General features: G+C 61.7%; 8 protein-coding genes. 3 read left to right on the top strand and 5 right to left on the bottom strand.

Going from position 1 to position 20437, the window contains the following annotated elements:
* Nucleotides 1–6: 6 nt before the first annotated feature.
* The 4 genes from V8G57_RS22290 to V8G57_RS22305 form a co-directional block, all read right to left on the bottom strand.
* Nucleotides 7–3141, bottom strand: coding sequence for an efflux RND transporter permease subunit (locus tag V8G57_RS22290; protein ID WP_342831261.1), 3135 nt, complete (start codon nucleotides 3139–3141; stop codon nucleotides 7–9).
* Nucleotides 3138–4688 (bottom strand): efflux RND transporter periplasmic adaptor subunit, encoded by a 1551-nt coding sequence (locus tag V8G57_RS22295; RefSeq protein WP_342831263.1) that lies wholly within the window; start codon nucleotides 4686–4688, stop codon nucleotides 3138–3140. Before V8G57_RS22295 ends, V8G57_RS22290 begins: the two co-directional genes overlap by 4 nt.
* Nucleotides 4685–6034, bottom strand: a complete 1350-nt coding sequence (locus V8G57_RS22300) for a TolC family protein (protein ID WP_342831264.1) — start codon at nucleotides 6032–6034, stop codon at nucleotides 4685–4687. The genes V8G57_RS22295 and V8G57_RS22300 overlap by 4 nt, the downstream gene beginning before the upstream one ends.
* Nucleotides 6035–6109: 75 nt before the next feature.
* Nucleotides 6110–6514 carry a hypothetical protein gene (locus V8G57_RS22305; RefSeq protein ID WP_342831266.1) on the bottom strand — a complete coding sequence of 135 codons (405 nt, stop codon included), beginning with the start codon at nucleotides 6512–6514 and terminating at the stop codon, nucleotides 6110–6112.
* A gap of 233 nt (nucleotides 6515–6747) precedes the next feature.
* Here V8G57_RS22305 and V8G57_RS22310 point away from each other — a divergent pair, with 233 nt between their 5' ends.
* Nucleotides 6748–7284, top strand: coding sequence for a DUF2058 domain-containing protein (locus tag V8G57_RS22310; RefSeq protein WP_092397867.1), 537 nt, complete (start codon nucleotides 6748–6750; stop codon nucleotides 7282–7284).
* Nucleotides 7285–7339: 55 nt separating this feature from the next.
* Here the strand turns inward: V8G57_RS22310 and V8G57_RS22315 are convergent, their stop codons facing one another.
* Nucleotides 7340–9223, bottom strand: coding sequence for an AI-2E family transporter (locus V8G57_RS22315; protein ID WP_342831268.1), 1884 nt, complete (start codon nucleotides 9221–9223; stop codon nucleotides 7340–7342).
* Nucleotides 9224–9827: 604 nt separating this feature from the next.
* Here V8G57_RS22315 and V8G57_RS22320 point away from each other — a divergent pair.
* Together V8G57_RS22320 and V8G57_RS22325 are read left to right on the top strand one after the other, a co-directional pair.
* Nucleotides 9828–12287: an ATP-binding protein gene (locus V8G57_RS22320; RefSeq protein WP_342831270.1), complete on the top strand. Its 2460-nt coding sequence runs from the start codon at nucleotides 9828–9830 to the stop codon at nucleotides 12285–12287.
* A 786-nt stretch (nucleotides 12288–13073) separates the two neighbouring features.
* Nucleotides 13074–20366, top strand: coding sequence for an ESPR-type extended signal peptide-containing protein (locus tag V8G57_RS22325; protein WP_342831272.1), 7293 nt, complete (start codon nucleotides 13074–13076; stop codon nucleotides 20364–20366).
* Nucleotides 20367–20437 lie beyond the last annotated feature (71 nt).

The following is a 20437-nucleotide window of genomic DNA, read 5'->3' on the forward strand; positions in this document are numbered from 1 at the left end:
CCGCGCCTAGCCGGCCGCGCGCACCTGGCGCCGGCGCAGCAGCAGGTACACCGCCGGCACCACAAACATCGACAGCAGCGGTGCCGTGATCATGCCGCCTACCATCGGCGCCGCAATGCGCTGCATGACTTCCGATCCGGTGCCGGCGCCAAGCATGATCGGCACCAGGCCGGCGATAATTACCGCCACCGTCATCGCCTTCGGACGCACCCGCAGCACCGCGCCTTCGCGGATCGCATCGAGCAGGTCGGCTTCGCTGTGCTTGCCGGCAGCCAGCCGTTCTTCCCAGGCATGCTTGAGATAGAGCAGCATGATCACGCCGAACTCCGCCGATACGCCGGCTAGCGCAATGAAACCGACGCCGCCGGCGACCGACAGGTGGTAATCGAGCAGCCACAGCAGCCAGATGCCTCCGGCCAGCGCAAACGGCAGCGTACCCATGATCAATGCCGCCTCGTCGAAACGCTTGAAGGTCAGGTAAAGCAGGACGAAGATGATCAGCAAGGTGGCCGGCACCACGATCTTGAGCTTGGCGGTGGCGCGCTCCAGGTACTCGAACTGCCCTGACCAGGCAACCGAATAACCCGCCGGCAATTTGACTTCCTTCGCCACGGCTTGCTGCATGTCGTGCACGGCCGAGCTCAGGTCGCGATCGCGGATATCGACATAGACCCAGCCCGACAGGCGCGCGTTTTCGCTCTTCAGCATCGGCGGGCCGTCGTTGATGCGGATCGCGGCGACATCGCCCAGCCGGATCTGGGCGCCGCGCTCGGTCAGCACCGGCAGCTGGCGCAGCTTCTCGACCGAGTCGCGCACTTCGCGCGGGTAACGCACATTGATCGGGAAGCGCTGCAATCCCTCGACGGTTTCGCCAATGTTGTCGCCGCCGATGGCGGCCGACACCACACTTTGCACGTCCGAGATATTCAAGCCGTAGCGGGCCGCCGCATCGCGGTCGATATGCACATCGATATAGCGGCCGCCGTTCAAGCGCTCGGCCAAGGCCGACGAGACGCCGGGAACCTGCTTGACGGCACGTTCTATGTCGCCGGTAATGCGGTCGATTTCCTGCAGGCTGACGCCGGCCACCTTGACGCCGACCGGGCTTTTGATGCCGGTGGCCAGCATGTCGATCCGGTTGCGTATCGGCGGCACCCAGATGTTCGACAGCCCGGGCACCTTGACGATGCGATCCAGCTCTTGCACCAGCTTGTCCGGCGTCATGCCGGGCCGCCATTGGCCGCGCGGCTTGAACTGGATCATGGTTTCAAACATTTCCAGCGGCGCCGGATCGGTGGCGCTCTCGGCGCGGCCGGCCTTGCCGAACACGCTTTCCACCTCCGGCACGGTCTTGATCAGGCGATCGGTCTGCTGCAGCAATTGCGACACCTTGCCTGCCGATAAGCCGGGCAAAGCCGACGGCATGTACAGCAGGTCGCCTTCGTCCAGCGGCGGCATGAATTCGCCGCCAAGCCGGGCCATGGGCCAGGCCGTCAGCATCGCCACCAACGCTGCCGCCAGCAGGGTCATCCTGGGGAAGCGCAGCACGATATCAAGCAAGGGCCGGTACAGCGCGATCAGGAAGCGATTGAGCGGATTTCTCTGTTCATCGGGAATCCGCCCCCGGATCAGGTAGCCCATCAAGACCGGGATCAGCGTCACCGCCAGGCCGGCGGCGGCCGCCATGGCATAGGTCTTGGTGAAGGCGAGGGGAGCAAACAGGCGTCCCTCCTGGGCCTCCAGCGTGAACACTGGAATGAACGAGAGCACGATGATCAGCAGCGAGAAGAACAAGGCCGGACCTACTTCGGCTGCGGCGTTGCCGATGACGCGCCAATGGTCATCCCCTGCGAGTTTTTCGCCAGGATGGGCGTGGTTCCAGGCTTCGATATGCTTGTGGGCGTTCTCGATCATCACCACGGCGGCGTCGACCATGGCGCCAACAGCGATGGCAATCCCGCCCAGCGACATGATATTGGCATTGACTCCCTGGTAGTACATGACGATGAAGGCAACCAGGATGCCGATCGGCAGCGTGATGATGGCAACCAGCGCCGAGCGCAGGTGGAACAGGAAGAGCGCGCAGACCACGGCGACAACGATGAATTCCTCGACCAGCTTTTCTTTCAGGTTGGCGACGGCGCGCTTGATCAGGCTTGAACGGTCGTAAGTGGTGACGATTTCCACCCCCGGCGGCAGGCTCGCCTTCAGTTTCTCCAGCTTGACCTTCACCGCATCGATGGTCTCCAGCGCGTTTTTGCCGGACCGCATGATGATCACGCCGCCGGCAACTTCGCCTTCGCCATTCAATTCGGCGATGCCGCGCCGCATTTCCGGGCCGACCTGGATGCGGGCGACGTCGCCCAGCCGCACCGAGACCCCGGTGTCGGTCGTCATCAGCGGAATCTTGCGGAAATCGTCCAGCGATTTCAGGTAGCCCGAGGCGCGCACCATGTATTCGGCTTCGCCGAGCTCCAGCACCGAACCGCCGGTCTCCTGGTTGGCTTTCCGCACGGCGTCGATGATCCTGCCTTGCGGAATGTTGTAGGCGCGCATCTTGTCCGGATCGAGCACGATCTGGTACTGCCGCACCATGCCGCCGATGCTGGCCACTTCCGATACATTCGGCACCGCTTTCAGCTCGTACTTGAGGAACCAGTCCTGCAGGGCGCGCAGCTGCGACAAATCCATCTTGCCGCTGCGGTCGACCAGCGCATATTCGTAGACCCAGCCGACGCCGGTCGCGTCCGGACCGAGCGCGGTTTTCGCTTGCGGCGGCAGCCGCGATTGCACCTGGTTCAGGTATTCCAGCACCCGCGAGCGGGCCCAGTACGGATCGGTGCCGTCTTCAAACAGGATGTAGACGAAGGAATCGCCGAAAAACGAATAACCGCGCACTGTCTTTGCCCCCGGCACTGACAGCATGGTGGTGGTCAGCGGATAAGTGACCTGGTTTTCGACGATCTGCGGCGCCTGGCCGGGATAGCTGGTGCGGATGATGACTTGCACATCCGATAAATCCGGAATCGCATCCAGCGGCGTGCGCGCCAGCGACCAGATGCCCCAGGAGGTCACCATCAGCGTCGCCAGCAGCACCAGGAAGCGGTTGGCGACGGACCAGCGGATCAGCTTGGCGATCATTGCGCGGCTCCCTTCGCAGCGCCTGCCGCCGGCGCAATCGTGGAGATCTCGAACGCGCCATCCTTGACAGGATGAATCTCGAAGACGACGTTGCCGCCGACCGCAATGTTGCCTGGCAAGCCGGCGGCGGGCAGCTTGAAGCCCATCGTCATCGCCCCCCATTGCAGGCTGGGGATTGGTCCATGCGAGATGGTGATCTCGTCCCTGGTGATGCTTTCGACCCTGCCTTCGCCGCGGTGCGCCGGCCCGGCGGCCTTGTCGGGCGCCGGCGCGGCCATGCCCGCCATGCGTGTTTCCGTGCCCGTCAGGCTGGCTTCCGAATCGATCAGGAACTGGCCGGAGACGACCACCTTTTGTCCGGCATCCAGTCCTTTGCGGATTTCGGTCTGGCCGTTGGTTTCGCTGCCGGTTTCAACCTCGGCCGGGATGAACTTGCCGTTGCCTTGCGCCACCATGACGACACTGCGGGTGCCGGTCTGGATCACCGCTTCGGTCGGCACCAGCAAGACATCCTTGCGCGCCACCGACGAAAAATCAATCGTCGCAAACATGCCCGGCACCAGCCGGCCGGCCGGATTGGCCAGTTCGATGCGTGCCTTGAGCGTGCGGGTTGCGGGATCCACATCCGGCAGGATCGCGCTGACCCTGCCTTTGAATACCGTTCCTTGCAGCGCCGGCGTGCGCGCTTCGACCATGTTTCCGGGCCGTACCTGCGCCGCCAGGCTCTCCGGCACGTCGGCATTGACCCAGATCGTGCCGAGGCCGTTGATCTTGAACATTGGAGCGCCTGCCATCACGGTCATGCCTTCACGCACGGCCAGTTCCGAGACCACGCCGCCGATCGGCGCGAATATGGTCAGGCGCGCCTGCACCTTGCCGCTCGATTCCACCAGCCGGACCTGGTCGTCCGTCATGCCGGCCAGGCGCATGCGCTGGCGCGCGCCGCCAAGCAGGTTATCCATGCCGCTGCCCTGCATGCGCCGGACCGACAGGTACTCTTCCTGTGCCGCCACCCACTCCGGCACATACAGTTCGGCCAGCGGCTGTCCTTTGCGCACCGGATCGAGCGGCGCGCGTACATGCAGCCGCTCGACGAAACCATTGCTGCGCGCCTGCACCAGGGCGACATCGCGTTCGTTGTATGCCACGCTGCCTACCGCCACGACTGCCGACGCCAGGTTGCCCCTGATGACTTCGGCGGTACGGATGCCGAGATTCTGCTGTACGCGCGGGCTGATATTTACTTTGCCGTCGTCGCCGGCATCGCCGCCATCGTCGGCATAGACCGGGACCAGCTGCATATCCATGAACGGCGATTTGCCCGGCTTGTCGAACTTCTGGCCCGGCGCCATCGGATCGTGCCAATACAGCACTTTCTTGCCGGAGCCGTCGGCTTTTGCTGCGCCGATTACCTGGGATGATGTCCCGTCCGGCATGGGCGCCGCCATTTTTTTACCCTGGTTCATGCCGGCCCAATACAGGCCATAACCGGTTCCCGCAAGGAGAACGGCAATAACGGCAGCGAGGAATGGTTGCTTGTTCTTCATTGGGTGTCCTTGTCTATTCCCGCATGCGCCATCAGGTCGCCGGTCGGAAACAGGAAATTGAGTTGCGCCCACAGGCGGTCGGTTTCGGTCGCCAGCTGCAGGGCCTGGATGCGGACGTCGATCACGTTGCGGCGTGCCGCCAGCACGTCGGCCAGGGTCGCCTTGCCGCCGCGATAAGCCGTGATCGCGGCCAGCGTGCGCTGATTGGCCAGCGGGATCAGTTCGTCCTGGTAGCGGGCATAACGCTCGCGGCCGTTTTGCCATTCATCGAGCATGCTGCGGGTTTCCGCAACATGGGCGCGCAGCATGTCCTCGCGCTCGGCCTTGACTTGCTCCACCATCGCCAGCTTGGAGGAAAGCTCACGATCCTGGCGATTCTTCCGGTCCCACTGCAGCGGGATCGACAGGCCGACCGACACCATGTTGGAGAACGCCGCACTGCGCTGCTGGAACGTCATTTCCACGGTCCAATCGGCTTTTTCATTGGCCTTCGCCAGTTTTGCGTCCGTCTCGGCCACCGCGACCTGCTTGCTCAGCACGGCAATTTGCGGATGATGGGCGATCGCGCTATCGAGCGTCGCCGGGTCCAGCCGGATGGTGTCGGTCGCAGGTTTTTCGGCCAGAGCGAGATCGGCTGCATTGCCGATCCAGCGCGCCAGCATGGTATTGGCGTTGCGCACGCGGCGCCGGATGTCGCTGGCGCGGTCGTCAAATGCCGCCAGCGCGCTTTGAGCGGCAAAAACATCCGCTTGGCTGCCGCGGCCGGCACGATAGGCGCCTTCGGCCGATTGCATTTCGAGCCTGGCTTGTTCACCCTGTTCGGCCACGACCGCCGCCATCGCGTCCGCGTAATAGCGGTCGAGCCAGGCCAGTGCGGTATCGCGTTCAATCGCGGCGGTTGCCATGGTCTTTTCGGCCAGGGCCTTTTGCGCTTCCAGCTCGAAGCGCTGGGAGCGCAGGCGGCGCTTGTCGGCGCCCGTGATTTCCTGCATGACGCCGACCCGGCGCATGGTCATGAAATCGTTGTTGAGGCTGCCGCGGTCGCGGCCGGTGACCGGCAGGTTATCGATACCGACCTTCAATACCGGATCGGGCAGCTGGCCGGCGGCAACCGCCATGTCGCGCGACGCGGCAACCGAGAAATCCTGTGCGGCGAGTTGGCGCGAGCGCTCTACGGCGCGGCGCTGGGCTTCGGCCAGCGTCAATGGCGGCTCGGCCGCGTAGACGTTGGCGACAAGTACAAGCGACCCGGCCAGCGCGGCAAAAACGGTTCTTACGGAAAACCGAAGAACCGCATTGCGCACCGGATGGCGGGCGGCAAATGCAGAAAGTGCAGGGGATGACATGAAACCTCCAGATAGCAAGAGACAGCATCGGGCGTGCACGCGGCACGGCGATGGCGGACTAGGCGATCTGGGGGATTAAATGCGGAAACAGCAGTTGCGTATGGAGAGCGGCGGCGCGGTGGTCCGCGCCAGGAGAAGGGAGTTGGGCCGGGCATCGGCGGCATGGCCGGCAACCTCGATATGCCGGAATACCAGCGTCAATGCGGCAGCCATGAAAGGCTGCACATGCGGCATGGACGGCTTGTCCAGCGACTGGTTGCCGGCCTGGTAATTGGCGTGGCAGAGGCTGGGCTGGACCTTGTCGGCGCCGGCGCATCCGGCCATCGCCTGGTCGCCATCCATCGGCATCGATACCTGCTCGCCGGCCTGTCCGATGCTGAAACTCGGGCATGCGTATCCCGCTACGGCAAGCTGCATGAACAGCATGCTGGCCAGCACGATGAACGCGGCGATCAGGCGGGATGGGCGGGAGAGTTTCATTGTCTTCGGGTTTTTGCTTTATTTATAGTAAGCAGCGGCGATATTTGTTGTCAAGCAATGGTAATGTTCCAGCGCCTGGCCGGTAAATCAATCTCGATGGTGCATTCTCAGCATTCCCCCTGTGGGAAGGTCAAGGGATATTTGGAAGCGTTCACAAATTTGCTATGCTAGCGTCTTTCCGCCGGCCGGCGCCACCGCCCGGGCCGGCAGATTCCATTTAGGGAGCAGCATATATGGCCTCTTTGCAGGAGCAATTTTTGAAAGCCGGCCTGGTCGACAAGAATAAAGTCAAACTGGTCAACCAGGACAAGAACAAGCAGAAGAAGGCCGAGCGCCGGACCGGCACGGCCAGCGTCGATGAAACACGCCTGGCCGCACTCGAAGCGCAACGCAAGAATGCCGAGCGGGCGCGCGAACTGAATGCCCAGCGCGACGCCGCCGCCGCCGAAAAGGCGATCGCTGCGCAAATCGTCCAGATGGTGCAGAAGAATCGCCAAAGCAAAGGCGCCGGCGACATTGCCTACAATTTCACCTACAACAACAAGATCGAACGGTTGTATGTGTCGGCCGCGGTCCAGGCGCACCTGGTGGCAGGGCGCCTGGTGATCATCTGCCAGGGCGACGCCAGGGAACTGGTGCCGAGGATAATCGCCGACAAGATCGCGGAGCGCGATGCTTCGCTCGTCGTGCGGGTGAACAAGGCCAGCACGGAGATCGATGCAGACGATCCGTATGCGGCCTTCCAGATCCCGGACGACTTGATGTGGTAGGCCTGGCGCTTGCACAAAAAACAGCGCGAGCCAGCCAGGCGACCGCTAATGACATCTAATTCTTATCGCCGGCTTGCAGCGTCCCCAGGCAGTCCTGGACTGCTTCTTCAAACGAATGCGTGACGTGGTGCGCGCCCTCGATTTCATTGTCTTGCAGCTGAGGCGGTTCGAATGGGTTGGCAATCAGCAGCACCAGCTGCTTGACGTGCGGCAGGCGAGTCGTCAGGTGAGCCAGGGCGGATTCGATCTGTGCCTGTTCCTTGATGGGTTCGAGGCTGACCAGGCAAAATGCCGAAACGATTTCCGGATTGGCGCCGGGGGGAGGAGCCTCTCTCAGCAACTCGTCAAGCGTCAGGTGGCGGCCGTCCACGCCTTGTTTGCGCAGGATCCGGACCAGGATTTCGGCCGCCAGTTCATCGCCAAGCGAACCGGCGCCGATGCCCAGGACGACGGTGCCGGCCGGTACATCGAAGGAGCCCTGCGTGCTGCCGATCACCGCCTCGCGCCGGCGCCGCAGCTGATGGCCGATGTTGATGTCGTCCAGCATGGAGACGCGGGTATATTGCCGCCACCATTTCGGATTTTCGCCTAGCGCTTCGATGACGGCGGCGATAGCGCTGGCCACCTTCAGCTGCTCGCCTTTGCTGATGGCATCCGCATCCAGGTCGGCCCGCGCCAGGTGCAATGCAGGCACCAGCACGGAGTCGCAATAGGCGGCGAACGATTTTCTTTTCAGTATCCGGCGCGCGCTGGCGATGATTTCCTGGGTATCGCCCGACAGTGCGCGCTGGTAGAAATTCTGCGGCAAGGTGAGCGCCGGTATCTCTCCCAGCAAGATCTCGAACATGTTCAACGTCCTGAAATAGCGGCCGGCGACCACCAGGCACAAGGTCAGCGGCGTCGACAGCACCAGCCCGACAGGCCCCCAGATCCAGCTCCAGAAGATCGCGGCGATCACGACCGACAGCGGCGACAGCCCGGTCGTGTGGCCGTACAGTTTCGGTTCCACCACCTGGGCGAACACGACCTCGATGACAAGAAACAGGATGAGCGTCATGACGGCCAGCGACCAGCCCGGCGAAATGGCGGCCGCCAGCAAGGTGGCGCAGAATGCGGCAATCCATACCCCGACATAGGGAATGAAACGCAGGATGGCCGCCATGGCGCCCCACAGCAGCGCCTGGGACAGGCCAAGGATGCTCAGTCCCAGCCAGACCAGCACGCCAACGCCGATGTTGACGGCGAACTGCGACACAAAAAAGCGCGACAGGCGCTCGCCGGCGTCGTTGACCGCGACCGTCGTGGCGCGCAAATCGTTGCCGCCGGCCAGGCGGATAAAGCGGTCGCGCAATGCCTCGTGTTCCAGCAGCACAAAAATCAGCACGACGAAGACAATGCCCGCCATTTCCAGCGGAGGCCATACGGAAGAGACGATCCGCGTCAGCAATTGCAGCGGCTGTTGCGGCGGCTCATGTATTTCGACGGCAATCGGCGACTTGCTGCTGCCTGGCGCCGCCGCGTCAGGACTGGCGCCTCGCTGCCGGTCGGACAGATGTTCGATCCAGCGCCCGGCCTCTCCGTTCAGTTCTCCCAGTTTGCCAAGGGTCAGCTGATCGAGCACGGCTACCTTGCTGCGTATCGTGTCGGCGTATTGCGGCAGGCTTGCGCCAATCCGCACGACCTGCGATCCAATCGCCAGTCCGACCGCCCCCAGCGCAAGCGCCAGCATCACGACCGCAACGCAGACCGAAACGGTTGGTCCTATGCCGATCTGCCGCAGGCGATGGATAAACGGCGTGATGAGCAGGCTCAGGATGATGGCGAGCGTGATCGGGATGAGGACATCGCGCCCGAAGTAGAGCAACGCGAGCACGATTGCCGTTCCCAGGATGCCGGTAATACGGTCAGGCTGCCTCTGTAGGTTTTGCAGTTTCGACAATGGACGCCTCTGAGGTGGTTAAACTTTACATGGCCGGATTGCGCTCCGTCCTGACGATGCTGCTTATCCTCACGCAATGCGGCAAGCAAGATCGGGTCTTGAGCGCGGGCCGGCTCCGCGTGCAGATTATGCGGCAAAGTGGAGCATTTCGGATTTCGGCATAGTGTCTGGCGATCACACCGGTTTCCCTCCCCATCTTCTGCCTGCAAAATCGCCGCTGTTCCGTGCAGTTAAAGCGTCAGACAAATTTCGCCAGAAATTTCCAAAAAACGGCACTTTCCGGCAATGAAATGGCTGAGGCAATTCGTTCTATCTTGCACATTTCTTTGGCAAAAATTTCCAATCCCTGACACGGGAAAGCGCGAACCTGCCGTCGCGCCGGCATGGCGCCTCTGCCCGCAATACGGCTCGGCAAGCGGCTCTTCGGCTCTTTATGCCGGGCCGGATCCCACCGGAATCCGGGCGGGCCAGATGTCATGGTTTTCGCGCGCGATGGATTTCATGGCATGAAAAATGCTATTAGAAGAGGCTGCTGTCAGGCACTTGTATTCAATAACTGCAATCGTTCCACCGGCGCGGCAACGCCTGTGCGGAGAATCTCTACATGTTTAGCGCTCGTTTGAATTTGTTAGGTACGCTCGAATTCTACAGCGCTGAAACCAGTCAAAAAATAAAACTGGGCTACACCAAGCTTGCCTTGCTGCTGGCATATCTTGCACTGGAACCCCGCGCCCATACGCGCGAATCACTTGCCGACTTGTTGTGGCCGGAGCTGGGCGAGCACGATGCCAAGGCCAATCTGCGCCGGGCGCTGTTCAATCTGCAGCAGGCGTTTGCGCGGGCCAGACTGGACAAATCGCTGCTCTATGCAGATCGCAGCATTGTCCGCCTTTCAACAGAACGCTTTTGGATCGACGCGGACGAATTCGAGAATTGGGAAAAGATCGACTGCATAAAATTAACCGATCGGCAACTTGCACTTTACAGGGGGGCGTTGCTGGACGGGATTTTTCCAGCCGGCGAGAGGCTTGCCAACTGGCTGCAGCTCAGGCGGGCGCGCTGCGAACAGAAAAATGTTTCGCTGCTTGAGCATGCCGTCGTTTTGCATTCGAATGCAGGCGAATTCGATGTCATGGAACGGCGGTGCCGACAGCTCATCTCGGCAGATTTCTTGAATGAACTGGCGCACTCCCGCCTCATGCACATGCACCTTGAGATGGGCAACCAGGTTGCGGCTCGCAATATATACGATGCTTACTGCAGCATGACCCAGCAGCACCTGGGAACTTCTCCTCCCAAAGAAATCACCTCGCTCTTCGACAAACCGGCATATCAACCGCCGGCAGCAATGCAGGCAGCAAGATCAAATCCTGTCTTGGGAAAATTTTCGGCACCCGGGACAAGGCGAGAATATCGATTGGTTTCCACCCTCTATGTCGAGTTGTTTCCCCTTGTCCATTGTGACCGGGAGGCATGGCTGCGCATGAGCACGGCGGCCATCGTGCGGTTGCGCGAATTGCTGTCGAAATATTGCGGCACCTTCCGGCAGCAATCGAATTCTGTCGTCATCGCCTATTTCGGCTATCCGGTTTCAAACGAATTCATAACCGAATGGTCCCTGGCCGCCGGATTGTCCATCCGTCAATGCATTGCGGAAGAGTTCCATCATGTCGGGATCCGAAGCGCGGTCCATGCCGACATCATGATGACAGGCCCGGGATATACCTTGCCTGACATACTGGGGGAATGCACCACGATTGCGCGCAACCTGGCAGAGTCGGCGCCGATGGGGACGCTGGTTGCATCGGCAGAGACCCGGCATGGAATTGCGTCGCTGTTTGACATGAAGTCCCTTGATGGCGCCCCGCATAAGGCAGTCGAGGTGCATGCGCTGCGCGAGCCCTGCAACGCAATGCGCGACGTCGCGCCATCGCATCGCTGTACTTTCGTGGGCCGCGCGAATGAACTCGAGACGCTGGACATGGCGTGGACAAAGGCCACCGTCGACGGCGGGATATGCGTGCAGCTGAGCGGCGAAGCGGGAGTTGGCAAGTCGCGCTTGATACAGGAATTCCTTGCTGCAAAAAGAACACAGTTCGCCAATGCACATTGTGCTTGTTTTCATATCGAAAACCTGCTGTCGCCGTTGCATCCCATCCTTGCATTGGTCCGCTCGCTTGGGGGAGCCTTGGAAAACACCGGATCCGGCGAGGGCATCGGGACGGCATCAGCCAATGTGCTTCCTGGAGCTGTCTCCGTAGATGACAATGGATCAAGCCTGCTATCCAATGTCCTGAATGCGCATGAAAAAAATATTCACGGATACCCGGTCTTTGAACGGGAAAAGCTGTTTTCCTCGCTGGTCGGCAGCCTGAAAAAAAATCACAAAGGGTCTCTTACCGTACTGGTGTTTGAAGATATCCAATGGGCGGATAAAGTTTCGCTCGATTTCATCGCCTGGCTCAGGGAGAGGGAAAGGTCCTTGGGCATATTTTTGATAGTGACATGCCGGAAGCATCCAAAAATGCCAGGACCAGCCCTGAGCCCCGGCGTTTCGATGGATATGCAGCCGCTTGGCATGGCTGAGGCGACCAGCATGGCGCTGCAGTTTCCCCAGTTTCTCGAAGCCTCGCCGACATGGCAATCGCACCTGCTTAAAATGGCCGACGGCATTCCGCTATTCCTTGAAAAGCTGCTTCAGAATCCGAATCCTGAAGTTCATTTCACCTGTCCAAAGTCGTTGCGCAACCTTTTGATGGAGAGGATAGACATGCTTGGGGAGATACGCCAGGTGCTGTGCCATGCCTCATGCATAGGTTTCCAGTTCGGGCTGCATGTCCTGGCCGAAATCGAATCGGTCAGTATCCGCAAATGCCAGCAATTGATCCAGACGCTGGTCGCTTCAGGCTTGATTGAGAAGAAGCCTGAAGCGGGCCATTTCCAGTTTCGTTACAGGCTCGTGCGAGAGGTAGCGTATAGCATGTTAACGTTTGAAGAACGGCAACAGATACTTGCAAAGATCGCTCTGCCTAATGCGTTGCAAGCCGCGGCTGGCTATCGATGACGGCTTGCGTCATGTACGCGCCATATACGTCTCAATTAATCCCTCCTGGTGAAAAACCGATAGCAGCTGCAAAAAACGGCCACGCTGTTATCGATGAAAAATAGAGTTTCCATCAAGCTCATCCTGCATGACCCTCGTTCAAATGTTGTTTCCTGGCTGCAATTGCGACACAGATTGTTAAGCATTGTTAAAAATATTAAAACGCCATCTGAATTTCCGTATTTTTCTCGGGTTATGGACGTTTTATGGATGATGGGTGGAGACACTGAAGGTAACAATTCGCAACAACTAAAACATTTCGGTTTCGTCCGGCGGCAGCGTTAAAACATCATCGTCAGTGAAATTCTTGCAACCCGATTGACGTATCGAAATCGGGATAACTAGGAGGGAACGATCAATGTATTTCTTTAATCACTGTTTCAAAAAAACGTATTCTTTTGCGTTTAATCGCTGCTCTGACGACAGATTTTTCTCCCCACCAGGCGCTGGTTGAATCGCCCTCGCGTGGTTTTAAGCCGCTTATCTCATCGTCGCAGCGATAGCTAGCCGGCCCCATTTTCAGACAGATTGTTCAGTTTTTCCGTGAGCCCCTGTTGGTTTTCAGCAGAGGCAGGGGACGGCTGTCGAAAAAAAACCATCGGTGCTTCACCGCGATAAGCAAGCCGATGCAAGACAAGTTTTTGTAAAAAATGTGCTCAATATACCGATCTCCGCGCCCAGAGCTTTTGCGCGCCAGCATGTCGAGCCCGTTGCTATTTCCCATATTCCCTAAACCAAGGAGATGTTATGAACAAGATTCACAGCAAGGTCTGGAGTCCCGCGCGGAACCAGTTCGTGGTCGCTTCGGAGATTGCCGCTTGCCCTCGTGGCGGCGCACCGGGACAAGGCGGGCGTCGCGCATTGTTGGGCAGCCGGAGCCCGGCGGTGTTCGCCGCGCTGGTGGCGTCCGGTTGGCTCGGATGGGCTTCGCTGGCGCAGGCGCAAGCGGTGGATTGCTCCGTGGCGCCTTACAACGTCTATAACAGCACCGCGTCGTGCATGGGTTTTCAGTCCGCGGCCAGCGGTACTGGAGCCACCGCGCTGGGATCGCTTGCGCACGCCAACGTGCTGGGCGCGCTGGCCGTGGGCTACAACTCTCTTTCCACCGGCCAGAACGGCATAGCCATGGGTTTCCAAGCCTATACCAACTCTATCAATGCCATTTATCTGGGGGCGCGTAGCGCTGCCGGCACCGGTGCGACCGCGGGTGGCGCGATTGGCATTGGCACCGATGTCACGGCTTCCGGTGCCAATGCCCTTGCCATGGGATCTCTTTCGGTCAGTGCCAGCACCAATAGCGTTGCTTTTGCCAACAGCAGCTCGGTGGATGCGAACTCGGTCAACAGCATCGCCATTGGTTATGTGACCAAGGTCGTCAACTCCAACAATGCCGTTGCTCTCGGCTCGGGCTCGCTTGTGAGTGGAGGAACCCACGGGACGGCCGTCGGCTGGCAAGCCTATGCGTCGGCCCTCAACGCAGTCTACCTGGGCGCCCGCACTGCCGGGACTGGTGCGTCGGCCGAGTCGGCCGTCGGCATCGGTACGGACGTAAGCGCATCGGGCATCTATTCCATCGGCATGGGTTTGGGAGCCAATGCGTCGGCTGCCAACGCCATAGCGATCGGTCGTGCATCGAAGGCGCAAGCGGCTTCTACCATCGCCTTTGGCGACAGCAGTACCGTCGCCGCCGCAGCCGGCACAGGCTCCATCGCCGGCGGCCATAATTCGCAGGTAACCGGCGGCACCGGCGCGATAGCCTTGGGTGAAGGGCAGGTCGCCAATGGCAATGGCGCAGTGGCAATCGGCGATCCGAATGTGTCTTTTGGTACGGGCGCCGTCACGATGGGAGCGAACAACATCGCGGCAGGCAATGCGGCCGGGACTGTTGCAGCCAATGGCGCCGTCGCGATCGGCAACAGCAACAGCGCGATTGGACAGGGTTCTATCGCCTTGGGCAACGCGTCGACCGCTGCGGCCGCCGGCGGCATTGCACTCGGAGATACGGCGAATGCGGTGCTGGGCAACGGCGTGGCGATCGGCGCCAATTCAAAAGCTAACAACGCCAATGATGTGGCGCTCGGAGCCGGCTCGACCACAGCGGCGCCGCACACGGGCGTCACCGCCCAGTTTGGCGGCACGGCGGCAGGCATTGCCAATGCTGCCAATGGCGTGGTGTCGGTCGGTGCGGCGGGTACCGAGCGTCAGATCCAGAACGTGGCGGCAGGCGTGATTTCAGCAACCAGCACCGATGCGATTAACGGTTCACAGCTGAATTCGGTCGTCACCGGCGTCAATAACCTGGGCACGACCACGGCCAGCACCCTGGGCGGCGGCGCTGCTTATGATCCGGCGACCGGCAATGTCACCGGCTTCAGCCAGCCGATCAATAGTGTTAGCGCTACCGGTGCAGTCACCGGGCCGACGGCGCGGACCACGGTCGCAGGAGCGTTGACGGCATTGAATACCAATGTCGACAACACGGCCAATATCGCGGTCAAGTACGATGCGGTGGGCGGCACCAAGATTACCCTGGGTGCGACCGGCGGCACGGGCGCCGGTGCGCCGGTAACCATCACCAACCTGGCGCCTGCGGCGTTGAACGCGACCAGCACGGATGCAGTGAACGGTTCGCAACTGTTCGGCACCAACCAGAATGTAGCGAACATCACCAACGGCAAGGCTGGCCCGTTCGTCTCGGACAACAGCGTGACAGCGGTGCAGCCGGTATCGAGCGGCGCCAATGCCAGCGCCGGCGGCTTCGGAGCGACGGCGACGGGCGCGGCATCGACGGTGCTGGGCAACCGGGCCACCGATAACGGCAACGCTAATGCGACGGTATTGGGCCAGGGCGCCAGCATTGCTGCCGGCATTACCGGCAGCAATGTCGCCCTGGGCCAGGGCAGCACGGTGACGACGGCAGCAGTGCCGACCACCGGTGCGACAATCGGCGGCACGGCTTATACCTTCGCCGGCGGTGCGCCGGCGGGCGTGGTATCGGTAGGCAGCGCTGGCAACGACCGTCAGATCACCAACGTGGCGGCCGGTCAGTTGAGCGGCGCCAGCACGGATGCAGTGAACGGCAGCCAGCTGTTTGCGACTAACCAGCAGGTGACGGCGAACAGCACGGCGATCACCAACATCAACAACGGTGGCGGCATCAAGTATTTCCATGCCAATTCGACGTTGGCCGACAGTAACGCAGTTGGCACCGACAGCATTGCCGTCGGCCCGGTCGCGAACGCATACGGCAACAGTTCGATAGCGCAAGGCTTGAACGCGGTAGCTGGCGTGAGCGGTACGCCGGCGACGGCGAACGACATTGCCTTGGGCAACGCCGCCAAGGCGACGGGCGGCAACTCTATCGCCCAGGGTACAGGAGCAACTGCCAATTCGGCGGGAGCGATCGCCATTGGGCAGACGGCTACGGCAACCGGCGGCAAGGCGGTATCGATTGGCGTTGGCAATACCGCCAGCGGCGACGGTGCAGTGGCGATTGGCGACCCGAATTCGGCCATCGGCACCGGTGCGATAGCGATGGGCGCCAACAATACCTCCAACGGTCAAGGCGCTGTGGCGCTCGGCAACTCCAATACGGCAACCGGCCAGGGTTCGGTAGCGTTGGGCAATGCCAGCAATGCGGCGGCGGCAGGTGCAGTGGCGCTGGGCGATACCGCTGTAGCCAACAACACTAACGATGTCGCCTTAGGTTCGCATTCGACTACCGCGGCGCCGCACACAGGCACCACAGCGCAATTTGGCGGTACCGCCGCCGGCGTAGAAGCGGCAGCTTCGACCAACGGCGTTGTTTCTGTGGGTGCCGTAGGTACTGAGCGTCAGATCCAGAACGTGGCGGCAGGCGTGATTTCAGCAACCAGCACCGATGCGATTAACGGTTCCCAGCTGAATTCGGTCGTCACCGGCGTCAATAACTTGGGCACGACCACGGCGAGCACCCTGGGCGGCGGCGCTGTCTATGATCCGGCGACCGGCAACATCGCCGGCTTCAGCCAGCCGATCAACGCTGTTAGCGCTACCGGTGCAGTGACCGGGCCGACGGCGCAGACCACGGTCGCGGGGGCGTTGACGGCGCTCAATACCAATGTCGACAACACGGCCAATATCGCGGTCAAGTACGATGCGGTGGGCGGCACCAAGATCACCCTGGGTGCGACCGGCGGTGCCGGCGCCGGCGCGCCGGTAACGATCACCAACCTGGCGCCGGCGGCATTGAATGCCACCAGCACCGATGCCGTCAACGGCTCGCAGCTATACGCTCTTACCAGCGGCAAGACCGGTCCATTCGTGTCAGACAACAGCGTGACGGCGGTGCAACCGGTATCGAGCGGCGCTAACGCCAGCGCCGGCGGTTTCGGAGCGACGGCGACGGGTGCGGCATCGACGGTGCTGGGCAACCAGGCCACCGATAACGGCAACGCCAATGCGACGGTATTGGGCCAGGGCGCCAGCATTGCAGCCGGCACCACCGGCAGCAACGTGGCGCTGGGCCAGGGCAGCACGGTGACGACGGCAGCAGTGCCGACCACTGGTGCGACAATCGGCGGTACGGCTTATACCTTCGCCGGCGGTGCGCCGGCGGGTGTGGTATCGGTAGGCAGCGCTGGCAACGAACGCCAGGTCACCAATGTGGCGGCCGGTCAACTGAGCGGCGCAAGCACGGACGCGGTGAACGGCTCGCAGCTGTTTGCGACCAACCAGCAAGTGACGGCCAACACCACCGCGATCACCAATATCAACAATGGCGGCGGCATCAAGTATTTCCACGCCAACTCCACCTTGGCCGATTCGGCGGCGAACGGCACCGACAGTGTAGCGATCGGTCCGGTGTCCACTGCGGGCACCACCAATGCCGTGTCGATCGGCAACGGCGCTACCGCCGGCGCGAACGCGGGCGATGTGGCGTTGGGCGCGGGCAGCACGACGGCAGTGGCAGTGGGCACGCCCAGTACGACTATCGCCGGCACCACCTACAACTTTGTCGGTACCACACCGACCAGCACGGTGAGCGTGGGCGCGGCGGGTGCCGAGCGCACCATCACCAATGTGGCGGCGGGCCGCATCAGCGGCAGCAGCACGGATGCGATCAACGGCTCGCAGTTGTTCGCCACCAACCAGGCGGTGGACAACCTCAGCAGCACGGTCACCGCCAACGCGACGCACTACTACAGTGTGAACGACAACGGCACACACGGCGGCAACTACACCAACAACGGAGCTACCGGCATCAACGCGCTGGCGGCGGGCGTGGGTGCTGTAGCGTCGGCGGACAACAGCACGTCGCTTGGTCTGAACACGAACGTCTCGATACTGGGCGGCGTGGCGCTGGGTTCTGGCGCAGTGTCCGATCGCGCGATTGCGCCGTCCTCGGGTTCGATCCTCGTCGGTACCAATGTCATTCCGTACAACACCACCGATCGCATTCTGCGCGGTGCGGTGTCTGTGGGCAACGCCACCGACTTCCGCCAGATCACCAATGTGGCGGACGGCACGACGGATCAGGACGCGGTGACATTGCGTCAGTTGAAGGGGGCGATGAGTTCGTTCTCGGTCACGCCGATCAAGTATTTCCACGCTAATTCCGCCGCCACCGACTCGGCGGCGATTGGTGCGGAGTCCGTCGCCGTCGGTCCCAAGACCACGGTAAACGGCGACAACGGCATCGGCATGGGCAATGGTGCGATCGTGCAGCAGACAGCGCCGGGCGGCACGGCGATCGGCCAGAACGCCACGGTGAATCTTGCCGATGGCGTGGCGCTTGGCACCAACGCCACGTCCAACGGCATCCAGGCGATGGCATTGGGTGCTGGGACGCAGGCAGCCTTTGCAGGCAGCGTGGCGCTGGGTGCGGGATCGAAGACGGACGCGGCAGTAGGCACGGCCAGCGCCATCATCGCCGGCACCACCTACAACTTCGCCGGCACGACACCGGGCTCAACCGTGAGCGTGGGCGCGACGGGTGCGGAACGCACCATTACCAATGTGGCGGCCGGACAGTTGAACGCGAACAGCACAGATGCGGTGAACGGCAGCCAGCTGAACGCAACCAACCTGGCGATTGCTGCGAACAAAAGCCACTACTACAGCGTCAACGACGGCGGCACCCAAGGCGGAAACTACGATAACAACGGCGCCACCGGAGTGGATGCCCTGGCGGCCGGCGTCGGGTCCTCGGCTTCGGCGGCGAGCGATGTCGCCATCGGTAATTCCGCCGCAGCCTCGGGTGGATCATCGATTGCTATCGGCCAGGGCGCGCAGGCATCCGGCGCCAACAGCATCAGCATAGGCACCGGCAATGTAGTCAGCGGCGCCAGCAGCGTGGCGATCGGCGATCCGACCATAATTACCGGGACCGGCAGCTTTTCCGTGGGCAATAACAATAACATCGCTTCCAACAATACCTTCGTGTTCGGCAGCAATGTGACAGTACCCGCGGGGCTGGACGGTTCCGTGGTGCTGGGCAGCGGCAGTGCGGCAGCGGCTGCGAATCCCACTTCCAGCGCCACGGTCAACGGCACCACCTATGGCGGCTTTGCCGGGACTACGCCGACTTCCACCGTATCGGTGGGGGCGGTAGGAGCGGAACGCCAGATCACCAACGTCGCGGCGGGGCAGGTCACGGCAAGCTCAACCGACGCCATCAACGGCTCCCAGCTCTATTCGGTAGCAAACGGCCTGGGCACTGCAATCAATAACCTGACCACCGTTGTCAACGCCAACCAGTTCCCGATTGCTTCCAGCGAAGGCAAGGCGTTTACCGGTTCTATCGGCGCGGCCGGCAGCAATTCGCTGGGCATGGGCACCAATGCCGTGGCAACCGGCCAAAATTCGACCGCCGCCGGCCAAGGATCGGTGGCCAGCCAAGCTAACACCACCGCACTCGGCCAAGGCGCCCAGGCAACCGCCGCCAACAGCACCGCGCTGGGCCAGGGCGCGGTAGCCAGCACCGGCAACAGCGTGGCGATCGGCAGTGCTTCGGCCACCACCGCAGCCGTGGCAACGGCCGGCACCACCATCCGCGGAACCAGCTATTCCTTTGCCGGCGGCGCACCGGTGGGGACGGTGAGTGTCGGTTCGGCAGGAAACGAGCGGCAGATCCAGAACGTCGCGGCGGGACAGCTGAGCGCGACCAGTACTGACGCCATCAACGGCAGCCAGCTGTACGCGACCAACAGCGCCATCAACAACCTGTCTAACGTGGTGGCGTCTACCCAGACCAAGTATTACAGCGTCAATTCCAGTGGCGGCGGCAATGTCAACAATGACGGAGCGACCGGAGCCGATGCCATTGCCTCGGGCAAAAACACCACCGCCTCCGGCGCGAATGCGGTCGCCATGGGTGCAGGTGCGAGCGCAACGGCGAACAACAGCGTGGCAATCGGCGCCGGTTCGACGGCTGATCGCGCTGGCCTGGGTGGCGCCAAGGAGTCGTTCTCCAACACGGTGGTGTCGTCGACGCAAGGCGCGGTCTCGGTCGGCAGCGCCGGCAACGAACGCCAGATCACCAATGTCGCAGGCGGAACGCAGGCGACGGACGCTGTCAACGTGCGTCAATTGCAGGCCGTGCAGGCGGGGGGCGTGCATTACGACACCAACACCGACGGTTCAACCAACTACAGCAGCGTCACGATGGGCAACGGCGGCAGCGGACCGGTAGCGATACATAACGTCGAAGCCGGCACCGCCGCCACCGACGCGGTCAACGTTTCCCAGCTCAACACCGGCCTGCAGCAAGCCAACCAATACGCTAGCGGGCTGGCCATGCAGCTGCAGAACAATATCAACGATGTTGCCAAGAAGGCGTATGCAGGTGTCGCGGCGGCCATGTCGATGGAGAGCGCTCCGTATGTGGCGGGCAAGATTACCTACTCGGCAGGATATGGGTACTACCAGAACCAGAATGCGATTGGCGTGTCGTTGCGCCGTACTGCGGATAACGGCCGCTGGAGCCTTAGCGGCGGCGTCTCCGGCACAACCACTGGTGGCGTAGCTGCCCGGCTTGCGGTGTCTGGGGTTCTCAATTGAACGCCAGGCAGGATGGACGGTTGTTCAAGTGGATCTCCGTGGCTGCCAGGGCACAGAGACAATCTTTCGAT

This window comes from Collimonas rhizosphaerae (genome assembly GCF_038896935.1).
Taxonomy (GTDB): Bacteria; Pseudomonadota; Gammaproteobacteria; order Burkholderiales; family Burkholderiaceae_D; genus Collimonas; species Collimonas rhizosphaerae.